This is a genomic window from Candidatus Hydrogenedentota bacterium (assembly GCA_012523015.1).
GTDB lineage: Bacteria > Hydrogenedentota > Hydrogenedentia > Hydrogenedentales > CAITNO01 > JAAYBJ01.
Genome location: JAAYJI010000355.1, coordinates 1 through 11,774 on the forward strand (window position 1 = coordinate 1; position 11,774 = coordinate 11,774).

At 49.2% G+C, this 11,774-nt stretch carries 8 protein-coding genes; 7 read left to right on the forward strand and 1 reads right to left on the reverse strand.

All coding sequences use genetic code 11. The annotated features are described in order from the left end of the window. From GX117_15345 to GX117_15375, 7 genes are all read left to right on the forward strand, one after another. A partial coding sequence (locus GX117_15345; GenBank protein ID NLO34703.1) for an aconitate hydratase occupies positions 1–1,758 on the forward strand: 1,758 nt, incomplete at its 5' end. Positions 1,759–1,849: 91 nt separating this feature from the next. Beyond that, the gene (locus GX117_15350; GenBank protein NLO34704.1) at positions 1,850–4,801 is read left to right on the forward strand and encodes a hypothetical protein; all 2,952 of its coding nucleotides are present in this window, start codon (positions 1,850–1,852) and stop codon (positions 4,799–4,801) included. A gap of 14 nt (positions 4,802–4,815) precedes the next feature. Then, positions 4,816–5,229: an RbsD or FucU transport gene (locus GX117_15355; protein NLO34705.1), complete on the forward strand. Its 414-nt coding sequence runs from the start codon at positions 4,816–4,818 to the stop codon at positions 5,227–5,229. Between the two features lie 89 nt (positions 5,230–5,318). Continuing rightward, on the forward strand, positions 5,319–6,659 hold the full coding sequence (locus GX117_15360; GenBank protein NLO34706.1) for a Gfo/Idh/MocA family oxidoreductase: 1,341 nt from the start codon (positions 5,319–5,321) through the stop codon (positions 6,657–6,659). Next, complete coding sequence (locus GX117_15365; GenBank protein NLO34707.1) at positions 6,656–8,419, forward strand: PHP domain-containing protein; 1,764 nt, start codon at positions 6,656–6,658, stop codon at positions 8,417–8,419. Before GX117_15360 ends, GX117_15365 begins: the two co-directional genes overlap by 4 nt. Then, positions 8,419–9,087, forward strand: coding sequence for an endonuclease III (nth, locus tag GX117_15370; GenBank protein ID NLO34708.1), 669 nt, complete (start codon positions 8,419–8,421; stop codon positions 9,085–9,087). Before GX117_15365 ends, nth begins: the two co-directional genes overlap by 1 nt. Next, positions 9,068–9,829 (forward strand): hypothetical protein, encoded by a 762-nt coding sequence (locus tag GX117_15375; GenBank protein NLO34709.1) that lies wholly within the window; start codon positions 9,068–9,070, stop codon positions 9,827–9,829. Before nth ends, GX117_15375 begins: the two co-directional genes overlap by 20 nt. Positions 9,830–9,939: 110 nt before the next feature. On the opposite strand, the gene GX117_15380 is transcribed toward GX117_15375, so the two are convergent. Then, positions 9,940–11,774 (reverse strand): AsmA-like C-terminal region-containing protein (locus GX117_15380; GenBank protein ID NLO34710.1); only part of this gene is annotated, 1,835 nt, incomplete at its 5' end.

Here is an 11,774-nt window from a genome sequence, read left to right on the forward strand (position 1 = left end):
ATGGTTGCCGTTGGCGTAGGCGGCGCAGACGCTGTGGACGTGATGGCGGGGATGCCTTGGGAATTAAAGTTTCCGAAATTAATCGGCGTCCATCTCAAGGGCAGTCTGAACGGCTGGGCTTCGTCCAAAGACATTATTTTAAAAGTAGCCGATATTCTGACCGTAAAAGGCGGTACCGGCGCGATTATCGAATATTTTGGTGAGGGCGCGGAAAGCATATCCTGTACCGGCAAAGGTACCGTGTGTAATATGGGCGCAGAAGTAGGCGCTACAACCTCCCTATTTGCCTTTGATAACAGTATGGTTCGTTATCTCACCTCTACAGGCAGACAGGAAGTTGCTGAAGCTGCCCTTGCTGTTGAAGCGTGTTTGCGGCCCGACCCCGAAGTCTACGAGAACCCCGCTGAATACTATGATCAGCTTATTGAAATTGATCTTGATACGCTGGAGCCCCTTCTCAACGGACCTTTTACGCCGGACTTGGCGACGCCTGTTTCTAAGATGAGAACAGTGGCAGAAAAAGCCAATTGGCCCTGCACGGTAGAGGTCGGGCTCATCGGCTCGTGTACCAATTCTTCTTATGAAGACATGACCCGTGCCGCGAGCATTGCGCGACAGGCCCATGAAAAAGGGCTGCGGGCTAAATCAGAATTTACGATTACGCCCGGTTCGGAGCAAGTGCGTTTTACGTTAGAACGCGATGGCATTTTGGATGCCTTCACCGATGTGGGCGGGGTTATACTCGCCAACGCTTGCGGCCCGTGCATTGGTCAGTGGGCGCGTCATCGTTCAGGGCCCGACGACGAAAACAACACCATTGTTACGTCCTTCAACCGTAATTTTGCGAAACGTAATGACGGTAACCCCAAGACCCATGCCTTTGTCACTTCTCCGGAGATGGTGACCGCCCTCGCCTTGGCGGGCGATCTTCGCTTTAATCCCGCTACGGACAGCTTGATAAATGACAAAGGAGAAGAAGTGCGCCTTGAACCTCCTACCGGCGAAGAACTACCTGAACGGGGATTTGATTGTGAGGACTGCGGCTACGTTCCCCCCGCATCGGATGGAACAAGTATTGAAGTTATTGTACAGCCTGATTCTCAGCGTCTCCACCTGTTGGAAGCTTTCCCCGCCAATGCTGAATCCACGCTGAAAGACCTGCGCGTACTCTTGAAAGCCTTGGGAAAATGTACGACCGACCATATCAGTATGGCGGGACCTTGGCTGCGCTTCAGAGGGCACTTGGACAATATTTCCAACAACTGTTTTATTGGTGCGACGAACGCTTTTAACAGCGAAGTGAACAACGTCAAAAATCTATTGACCGGGGAATATGGTGATATTCCGGGTACTGCGCGCGCCTATAAGGCCGCCGGTGTGGCGACCCTCGTCGTTGGCGATGAAAACTACGGGGAAGGTTCGTCGCGGGAGCATGCGGCTATGGAACCCCGACATCTTGGCGTACGTGTCGTATTGGTACGGAGTTTTGCACGTATTCATGAAACTAATTTGAAAAAACAGGGTGTTTTGGCGCTCACCTTTGCCAATCCTGCTGATTACGATTTGATCTTAGAAGATGATACCGTGGACATCCTCAATCTGGATGATTTCGCGCCCAACAATACCATCGACATTGTGCTGCGTCATGCTGATGGCAGCACCGATACGATCAAGGCGAACCATAGTTATAACGAGACGCAAATTGCGTGGTACCGTGCCGGCAGCGCCTTGAATCTCATTCGCGCCCAAGAAGCGTGACCCATGGGCGGCGCTATCCGCCCCGTTGACCGGATCGTCCGCAAATATGCAGAACAATTAACCGCCATTTGGCTGTATTTCAGGAGTAAGCGTGTTCAACCTTCGCAAATACCGCCTTGTCCTGACCAGTGTTGGTGTACTCTTTTTTTTGTTCGTAGTGGTCATACTCCTTATTCCCGACGAATTTTGTAAACTTCGTATTGAAATTGAAGGAGAGGGTTCCGTCTCACCGGACACGCTGCTTACCTTTGAGCGCGGGACAACAGCCCAATTGACTGCCCAAGCCAAGCCCAACAGCAATAAAATCTTTTCCCATTGGGAGGGGGATCTTTCCGGGACCGATCCGCAAATCAGTTTTGTCGTATCGCAATCGATGAATATTAAAGCTGTTTTTTCCGAGGCTTTCCCGTCGGGGTTGGTCTACCATTCCCTCAACATCGTTGCGTCGGGAACAGGGCGCGGCACGCTTCTGCCGCAGCCGGGTTCCTATTTTCATGAATCAGGTAAAAACCTTCATGTGGAAGCGCGCCCCGAAGAGGGGAGTTATTTTGCCGGATGGTTTGAAGTCTCTCCGCAAACGAGCGGCATACAAGAACGAACGCCCTACTATGAACATTCTTTCGTTCTTCGGGAGGACACGGTCTTGATCGCCACTTTCCTGCGCGAAGGCTATTGTCTTGAAATTGACAGGAGCGCTTTGGGAAATGTGGCGCCTGAACGTGGTACCTACGCCCTTGCCGCCGGATTAGAATGGCGGATTTGGGCGCTGCCGGAGCCGGGCTGCCGCTTGAAACATTGGGAAAACGGAGCCGGCGAAATTTGTCACGTCCCTCTCCATGAAGACGATTTGTCATTCTATGTCTGCCCGGTTACTGACGGGGTGTATCGTGCCGTTTTTGAAAAAGCTGAACGGAAGTTCTCTTTTAACATAGAGGAGGAAGGCAAAGGACGCGGAAGGGTTATCCCTTCTTTTGAGAGCGAAGAAGAAACTGCGCTCATTCCTTATGGTCAAGTAATTTCGCTTCAGGCAATTCCATTGGATTCAGATTCCGCTTTTTACGGATGGTCGGGAAGGCTCCCCAAAGAATCTGCGAATACCCAAGCCCTTGCTCCGGAAATCTATGTGGCCATGACTGAAGATTGTCAGCTTACGGCGCACTTTGGTGATGCACAAACCCGGCTGACCGTGGAATCTTGGGTGGAGGGCAAAGCTGAAACGGTGGCTGCATCCTCTTTGACACCGGCCCCGGGCAGCTACGGCTTTGCCGGTGATTATACGACCGTGATGCTGTGTGCCTCTTTGCACGCACATGAAGCGCTTGCCTTTGATCATTGGGAAGGTGATCTACCTGAATCTTCTGATAGGCGGGCGATGACCTTGCAGTTGCCCATGAATAAGGATCGTCATATACAGGCGCATTTTATCAAGGATGAAACCCTTCCTTTGGTCTTGAGTTCTACGGGGGGAGGATCTATGAGTCCCGCGCCGGGCAGCTATCATGTGGCACAAGCTATGCATGTGGAGCTGAAAGCCCAAGCTTCTGAAGGCTTTGCATTTGGTGGATGGCATATTGTACGCGGCGACGGGAGCGAAGTGTTTTCTATTGACAATCCTCTTCCCTTGGAAGTAAAAGAAGAAACACAGGTCAATCTTTCCTTTGGACGGGAAGCCCTTTGGTTTAGAGTGGATGCCTCAGACGCCAACGCAGAGACAAGTCCCCCACAAGGGCTCTACACCATAGCCAAAGGTACGGCAGCGACTCTTTACGCGAAGCCTTTATCTGATAAGTCTTTTCAATATTGGATGTCTTCCCATGGTGAACGATATTTTGACAACCCCTATGTTTTAAAAGAAGTAAACGAGTTTATGAGCTACACCGCATTCTACGGACTACCTTTATATGGGCTTCATCTTTCGACAACAGGCGAAGGCGTGGGTACGGTCGAAATAAATGAGGAGAATCCGTCATTCATCATTGAGGGCAGCACGGTAACGCTCAAAGCTAAGGCAAGTCCGGATTCAGTCTTTTCTCACTGGGAAGGGGATTTATCGCCTCAGTCGAACCCGCTTAGCGATGAATTGATTGTAATCATGGACAAAGAACGTTGTGTAACGGCGTCCTTTCTCAAAGCAGATCACCAACTCACGATTACGACAGTCGGATTGGAAGACTGCGTTCTTCCTTTGATCATGCCCTTGCCCGGGACACACGGCTATCGGCATGGGGCGGAAGTCGATTTATATGCTTTTCCGCCCTCCGGAGGGGAGCTGTGCTTTTTGGGATGGAGCGGCGATATTACCAGCATAGATCCGCAACAGGTTCTTGTCATGGATTGTGATCGGCATCTAATTGCTCACTTCGGAAGAGCCGGGAAGGAAAAAACCGCGGCGTTGGATCTTTCTCTGCCCGCTTCTGTTGACAACTGTTATTTTGCTCCCGTTGATCCGGGACAGTATTCTTTTTTGAAAGGAACCAAGCTTAGCATATCGCTTGTCCTTGGACAAGGGATGTTTTTTGGGGGATGGATTGGTGACGAAGAAGATACCATCCAGTACACGAAACTTGATCTTCTACTGGATCAGGATAAGCGATTAGAACCACGTTTATCTACCGAAGGCGGTATCCTGACCTTGATGCTTGACAGTCCTGTGAAGGGCAGTATTCATCCGCCGCCGGGCCGATACTATGTTGCATCGGGACTCAAAACCTATTTGACGGCTTCATGCAACAGCGATGACTATAGTTTTGAAGGCTGGCTTGGTGCCGATGGACGGCGGCTATCTCAACACAAAAAATATCAGATAACGATTTCTCCTTCAATTAATCAAGAAATAATCGCTGTATTCCGGAAATATCGTGAGCCGCCCACACTTGAGTTCTGCGGATTGCCTGCCGCAGGTTCAAATTTGACTTGCTACCCTTTCCTGAAAAAAGACTTCGGCAGGAGTTCTGTAATGAAGTGTTTTATTGGGTTCAATTGTTTTCAAGACTGCAACGGGGATATGATAGTTCCTGCAAATCAAAATATATTGTCACTTTAACAAAGGAAATGATTATGCTGAAACAAACCTTGATTCACCCTGAAATCCTTGAAGCCCTTGCGAGTGCGGGGCACGGTTCACGGATTTTAATTGCTGACGGCAACTATCCCGCCAGTACCATGCTGGGTGAAAATGCCTCTTTAGTCTATCTCAATTTGACTCCCGGTATGCCCACCGTGACGGAAGTGCTGCGTGTGCTGCTCACAGCGATTCCGGTGGAAGAGGCCGCTGTAATGGAACCGGAAGATGGATTTGAGCCCGATATCTTTGAAGAATTCGAACAACTGCTGCCTAAAATTGATTTGGACAGGTACGGCCGCTATGAATTTTACGATGAAGCCTCCGGTCCCGAAACGTGTTTGCAGATTGTCACCGGCGAACAACGTATTTATGCCAATTTGCTTTTGACTATCGGCGTGGTTCAATAAGAGCGTTTCATGCTTTATTCGCCGCTGAAGAATTTCCCCTGATTCCTGTATAAATGTTTTGCAGTCAGCCTCTTAGAAGGGAGCATTCTATGAGTTCTACAACCCGTCGCGATTTTTTAAAACATACCCTTCTCGCTTCCGCAGCAGCTGCACCGGTAAGTTTTTCCATAAACGCCTTGGGCGCGAATGAACGCGTTATTTTGGGATTGATGGGCTTGCGTGGGCGCGGCAGTTTTTTAGCGCCCCTGGCGGCAACGCGTTCCGATGTCGAATTACGCTATCTGGCCGATCCGGACAGCAATTTTTTTGAACCACGCGCTTCAGCCGTAGAGAATCACACGGGCAAGCGCCCTGTCTGTATGCAAGATTTTCGAGAAATGTTGGATGATCCCGAATTGGACGGCATACTCATGGCAACTCCCGATCATTGGCATGCTTTGGGTACTGTGTGGGCGTGCCAAGCGGGCAAGGATGTCTATGTTGAAAAGCCTGCCTCCCACAGCATTTGGGAAGGTCAGCAAATGGTCAAAGCGGCGCGCAAGTATGAGCGCGTCGTTCAGATGGGTGTACAAAATCGAAGTGCCGAGTATTGTCATAAGGCCTATGAGCATGTTCATTCCAAAGAGTTTGGCAAGGTTCATTTTGTCCGTGTCATGAACAGTAAACGGCACGGTAACGTATCGTTTAAAGAAGACAAAGAAGTGCCTGCCGGTGTGAATTATGACATGTGGCTAGGCCCCGCACCACTGCGCCCCTTCAATGAGAATCATTTTCATTATGCATGGCATTGGCTGTGGGCGTATTCGGGCGGCGACATTATTAATGACGGCGTCCACCAAATTGATCTTGCCCATTGGATGATCGACCAGCCTTTACCGCAAAAAGTATGTTCTGCCGGCAACAAACACTATTTCGATGATGCGCAGGAGGCACCTGATACGCATACCGTTAATTGGGAGTTTGACACGTTGACGATGGTCTTTGAGCAGACCTTGTGGGCGCCTTATATGAAAAAGACACCCATGGAGGTACGCGATCTGGACATGCTGCCCAACTGGCCTTTCAGCGGCACGCGCGTAGAGATTTATGGCACGGAACAAATAATGTTTCTGGGTCGTCACGGCGGCGGCTGGGAGGTCTTTGACAAAGACGGCAAATCCGTAAAAGTGGAGCATGGCTATTTTGAACGCTCTAACACGGATCATCTCAGTAATTTCTTGGACTGTATCCGCAGCAGAAAGAGACCCAACGCTGATATCGAACTGGGGCATCGCTCCACCTTGCTTGCTCATTACGGAAACATTGCCTATCGTACCGGGCGAAAACTTAGTATTGACGCCGATACTGAAGGCTTTATTGACGACAGCGAAGCCAATAGTTATGTAAAGCGCCCGTATCGTGAACCTTGGGTTGTGCCGGAGATTGTATGACCACTTGCCGGACGAATACTTCAATGCGTGCCACAAGCGGGAAAGCCCAGCTCACCGACAATTACCGTCTCTACGGTCTTTTAAAAGAATTAATATTTTGGCAGAAGATTGCAGGCCATAGTAATTCTCAAAGGCACCCTTATCTACATGCAGCTTCAGTTATAAACAAATTGAAAGAGCCCCTTCAGCTGCTTTATAACAATGGAAGACTTCATGAAACGCTCAACAGTACCGCCGCGGTTGAAAATGCGGTAGCAGCGTGGATAGTTTCCGGCCGCTTCGCACCTCTTGAAACGATGCGCGCAGCTTTTCCGAAAAGTCTGCTTGATCTCTATGCCTTGCCGGGTATGAAGATTAAAACAATCAAGCATCTTTATCAGCATTTAGGAATCGATTCTTGCGCTGCCTTGAGACACGCCTGTGAGCGGCACGAAATCGCAGAGCACAGGGACTATGGGCAAGCGCAACAGGCACACTTTCTGAAAGCACTTAATTTTTGGGAAGCGCAACAAGGCCGTTATCTCATTCATAATGCTTGGATACAATCGGATAAACTGTACCGCCATTTGGCTACCTATACGGAGATTACCCACCTAGCCGTGACAGGCGAATTGCGCCGTTCTATGGAGACTATTTCCGAAATCGCCTTGTTGGCTGCGGCGCGCAATAGAAAAGCCCTTTTGAATCATTATCACAGCTATCACCCGTCGCTCCGCATTCTTGCTGTTGAGGAAAACAGTAGTCTTGTTCTCACCGAATCGGATATTCCTGCCCGTTTGGAAGTGATTGGGGACGAAGCGTGGCCTTTTGCCTTATTGCAGCGTTCAAGCAGCGATAAGCATTTTGAAATGCTTCAAGGGCGTGCTTCTGAGCGCGGTCTTGTGTTGACGCGTCAAGAATTGCGCCGTTCCGACGGGAGTCGGATTCCTTGTACCAATGAAGAGGAAATCTATGAGGCGCTGGGAATGCCTTTTATCCCCCCTGAGTTACGAGAGGGCGATTGGGAATTTTCTTTGAAGGCAACACCGGATTTAATAACGAAAAAAGATCTCAAGGGAATCATCCACTGTCACAGTACTTGGAGTGATGGGAAGGATAGTCTTGAGGAATTGGCACTTGAAGCCGAGACGCAAGGCTACAGCTATATAGTCATTACAGATCACAGCCAAAATTACGTTCTCTCACAAGGGATGCCCATAGAGAAAGCGTATGCACAGCAGCGGGAAATCGATGCCTTGAACAGCCGTCTCACCAAAATTCGGATTATTAAAGGCATAGAAGCGGATATACTCGAAGACGGTTCTTTAGATTATGGCACTGAGGTATTATCGCGCTTCGAATTTGTGATCGCTTCCATACATCAAGCTCCTGAAATGACGGTGGATGAGGCAACAAAGAGGCTTATCAAAGCAATTGAACACCCCCATACGGATGTCATCGGCCATATGACCGGGCGTCTCTTATTGTCGCGGCCGGGCTACGCCGTCCATGTGGATAAAGTTGTAGATGCCGCTGTTGCGAATGGGGTAGCATTAGAAATCAACGGCAACCCTAATCGTCTTGATATGGACTGGCGTCACTTATATAAGGCGGCTGATAAAGGGGCTATCTTTAGTATTGGCCCCGATGCACACCGTAGTGAAGGATTGATCAACGTATACTTCGGACTCGGAATTGCCCGTAAAGGCGGGCTGACATCAGAGTGTATCGTAAACTGCAAATCAGCTGAGGAGATTATGCGTTGGCGAAAAAGAAAGTAATCACGAAGAAGGAAAAAGAACGGGCTTTGGCGTTGTATGATATTTTGGAGAAGACCTATCCCGATGCCAAATGCACCTTAGATTTTCGTTCTCCTTTTGAATTGTTGGTCATGACCATTCTCGCGGCACAATGCACTGATGCGCGCGTAAATATTGTATGTGAAGATCTTTTTAAACGATATAAAACGCTGCATGATTTTGCTGATGCGAAACCGGGAACCTTGGAAAAAGATATTCATTCCTGCGGTTTTTATAACCAAAAAGCGCGTTCCATACGGGGCAGTGCGCGCAAGATATTAGAAGAGCACGGGGGAGAGGTGCCCAAGAGCATGGAAGCCTTATTGGAATTGCCGGGCGTCGGTCGGAAAATCGCCAATGCTGTGCTCGGTGAATGTTTCCATATGCCTGCTGTTGTTGTGGATACCCATTGCCGACGTGTTTCCAATCGTCTAGGCTTTACAAAGCAACAAGATCCTGAAAAGATCGAAATAGATTTGAGAGCCCTTTGGCGGGAAGAACAATGGACTATGTATTCACAATATATGGTTCATCACGGTCGTGCCTTATGTCATGCGCGCAGTCCGAAATGTGGCGAATGTCCTTGTTGGGATTTGTGTCCATGGCCGGAAAAGAAAAAATATAGCCGTCATGATCCCAGCAAAACTTGATACGAAAGAGGGCGCGCTTCAGAAGAAGACCCATTCCGGTCTGCTGTTGTTGGGGATTACTTGTTATGTTGCGGTCGTCTTGACCGTGGACGCCTTGGCGTCTCTTCGTGTTTCGTGGTTCATCGATTGGACTGTATTTCGGTGGCATCCCGTAGATTGTTGGCGTGTTCTAAACGTGCAGGTGCCGAATTGGCTGTCTTTCTCGCCTTGGAATTCTTTTGACCTCTTCAAATTCCTCTTTTGGTTTCTTATCCCTTTTTGTTTTTGTCTGCCAAAGATGGAATGGTCTTGGTTTTCCTTCCGGGGGTGGAAGAGGGTCGATTGGATGCTGCTTGCCGTCTTTTTGGGTCTTGGTTCTCTATCCGTACTAAGCGTTGCGTTCATTCCATCACTGCGGCAAACTTACCTCATCCAAGCAGCTTTATCTTGGGAGTCGCGCTCAACAATTGCGATGCGTTCCTTGGTATGGATGGTATCGTGGATTTTGGGCTGGGAGTTTTTGCATCGCTATGAGCTGCTGCGCATCGCTGTCCGAAAGTATGCAACATGGGGATGGGTGTTGATCCCCCTTTCGGAAGTACTCTACCATCTCCAAAAGCCGCTGATCGAGGCACTGGGTATGGGCGTTTTTTCCGTGGTCTTGACGCTGTGGAGTATGAAACGGAAGAATATGCTGCTTCCTTTTTTGATCCATCTCTACATTGAATTGTTTTTAATCGGCGCCTGTCTCTTTGTTCTGTAAGGGTAGATCAGTTCAGCGTCCACAGTGCCCTTTCTTGTATCACCATCCATGGCGATGCTTTCATGGTCTGTATGAAAGGGCAAGGTCATAGTTGGATTGACGTCTTAAGTCTATCGGCGTCGCCGCACTTTTTCGGAGCCTGAATTTTCGTGTTTCTCCTGCATCTGCTGTTGCTGCGTTCGTGTGGCGCCCAGGATACCGCCGCCAACTCGAAAGATGGAAAGGAGCATCTGGCGCGGTGTATCCAGCAGTTTCATGGCTTCACCTGTCATTTCTGCCGCGCCGCTTACGAGGGTGACACCGATATGCGGCAAATCCGCCAATTCTCCGACCGGGTTAAAGGTGGGACCGGTGATGCGGAAGCCCAATTCGATATCACGTTGGGTCATTCGATAGCCTTGCACATTAAAGCTTTCTCGTAATATGGGAAGCTGTTCTGCTAAGTCGGGAGTCACAGCAATATCCACCCTATAATCCATTTCTCCGTCGAGAATCCATAAACCGTTACCATTAATTTTCATTCCCGGCATTTGAATGAGAAGATCTTTCGTATGGATATGATCGCCTTCAATGGTAACAGAGGAAGATGCTCGGTCGAATTGGAGGGCAGCGGGATGTAAGGTTGCGAAAGCGTCGCTAAAGGCATGTTTGAAAGTTTCACGGAGCGGGTCGGCAAGAAAATGGCCTTGGGTGATTACAAAATCGCCCTCGGCGTGGAGCGTTTCTTTGGGCTTGTCCTGATTCATGGTGTAGGTCACTTGTCCGGATAATTCTCCTTCCAAGATCTCAGGTAATTCCAGATGACGTATAGGATAGCGTGCGGGGATGTTTTTCGCCTGTGCCGTGAGCGTAGCGATCTTACTTTCTTTTTCCATGATATATGTGCCTTCGGCATGACCGGAACCTATATCAGCGGTACATGAACGAAAGGCTGTTTTTTCTTGGTCGATCAATACTTCAGCGTCGAAGTTATGTCCTTCCCAAGGCATCATGACAATCGAATCCGTATGAAGGAGCAAGGTCCATGTTCTGGTTTCGTCCTCAGGAAGCATTTCTCCTTTTTTGATTGCTTCTTCTTTCCGAATCTTTTCTTCTTCGAAATATTGAATCGCGAAATCGTCTGTATATTCAGGGTCATCGGAACCCAAAGGAAGGAGCCAGGTTTCACCAAAGGGAGGCACCGTTGCTTGGGCACTATTCACGGAGAGTACTGCCGTTCTGGGTTGACCTTGGATGGTGTCCAAGGTAACCTGTACTTTGGCATCTCGGCACTGCAGCGGCGTCACCCCATCTTGCGCCAAAAAATTCCCCTCATCAAATACACCGCCCAAGGTATCTATTTTATCGCCGGGAATGTTGCCTGCTGCGGTGGTTTGGAAGAAACCTCCGGTACATGAGCCGCCGCTAATTGTGTAGGGAATATTAATACATTTGCCCGCGCTGTTCACTTCTAGGTGGGGCACATCAACACGGATGCTTTTCACCTTCCATTTGTCCTCGTGGCGTCCATATTCAAAATCACCCAAAATATGGGTGTCTTCGATATAGGCTTCTCCCAGTATTTTCAGCGTCTTACCGGGAACGATGGATACGCTTATTTCTTTAATAAAAGCGCCCACCCCGGGGATTTTGCGCAGCCACCATTCAAAGGCAACGAGCCCTTGCGTTACATCCATGGATGCCGCCAGTTCAACGGCGCCGCCGGGCTTGTAGCTTCCGTTGATTTGAAAACCGATATTCCCGCCGATCCACAGGTTATTTGCTATATGATGAAGCGGTGTCTTTTCTATTTCGGTTAAGGTGCCCGCAATTTCGCCGGAGATAGAGCCGTCCTTCAGGTTATAGGCAGCATGTGCCACGAAGGCTTTGTCGGATATGTTTGCAGTGAGCGGATTCACATCCAGCGTATCTTCGGTTAATTGGAGTGTTCCCGCCAGTCCTTGGG